This is a genomic window from Rhizobacter sp. P2_H2 (assembly GCF_056403375.1).
On sequence record NZ_JBFUFP010001300.1, the window covers coordinates 1 to 1,340 of the forward strand.

Sequence of the window (1,340 nt, forward strand, 5' to 3'; positions counted from 1 at the left end):
ACGGCACGAACGACACCGCTGTCATCTCCGGCGCGACCTCGGGTTCCGTCACCGAAGACACCGCGGTCAACGGCKCCGGCAATCTGACSACCGGYGGCACCCTGTCCGTCGCCGACGTCGACAACGGCCAGGCCGTGTTCCAGGCYCAGCCTGCCACTGCWGGYACCTACGGCACCTTCRCGCTYGCCRCCGACGGCACSTGGACTTACGCAGYCGCCAACAGCAACGCGACRATCCAAGCCCTGCGCGCCGATCAGTCGCTGACCGARACCTTCWCCGTCAAGAGCGCCGACGGGACTTCTTCGAGCGTCACGGTCACCATCAAGGGTGTCAACGACGCTGCCGTCATCTCCGGCGCSACCTCGGGTTCCGTCACAGAAGACACTGCGGTCAACGGCTCCGGTAACCTGACCACCAGCGGCACCCTGTCCGTCGCCGACATCGACAACGGCCAGGCCGTGTTCCAGGCCCAACCTGCCACCGCGGGCACCTACGGCACCTTCACTCTCGCCGCCGAYGGCTCCTGGACTTATGCAGCTGCGAACAGCAACGCCACGGTCCAGGCGCTGCGTGCCGATCAGTCGCTGACCGAGACCTTCACGGTCAAGAGCGCTGATGGCACCAACTCCTCTGTCACGGTCACCATCAAGGGTGCCAACGACGCCGCCGTCATTTCCGGCGCAACCTCCGGCTCCGTCACCGAAGACACCACTGTCAACGGTTCTGGCAACCTGACCACCGGTGGCACGCTGTCCGTCGCAGACGTCGACAACGGCCAGGCGGTGTTCCAGGCTCAGCCCGCCACAGCGGGCACCTACGGCACCTTCACCCTTGCCACCGACGGCACCTGGACCTACGCCGCTGCCAACAACAACGCCACGGTTCAGGCGCTGCGCGCTGATCAGTCGCTGACCGAGACCTTCTCCGTCAAGAGCGCTGATGGGACCTCGTCGAGCGTCACGGTCACCATCCAGGGCACCAACGACGTCGCGGTGATCTCCGGTGTCAATACCGGCTCCGTCTCGGAAGACACGGCTGTCAACGCTTCCGGCAACCTGACCACCGGCGGCACCTTGTCCGTCGCCGATGTCGACAATGGCCAGGCCGTGTTCCAGGCTCAGCCCGCCACTGCTGGCGCCTACGGCACCTTCACGCTCGCCACCGACGGCACCTGGACTTATGCAGCTGCGAACAGCAACGCCACGGTCCAGGCGCTGCGCGCCGATCAGTCGCTGACCGAGACCTTCTCGGTCAAGAGCGCCGACGGGACTTCTTCGAGCGTCACGGTCACCATCAAGGGTGTCAACGACGCTGCCGTCATCTCCGGCGCGACCTCGGGC

Annotated in this window: 1 protein-coding gene; it reads left to right on the top strand. The window is 66.0% G+C overall.

The features are described from left to right. Positions 1–1,340, top strand: a 1,340-nt coding sequence (locus AC1D15_RS32525; protein WP_477829311.1) for a VCBS domain-containing protein, incomplete at both ends; no start/stop codon positions are given.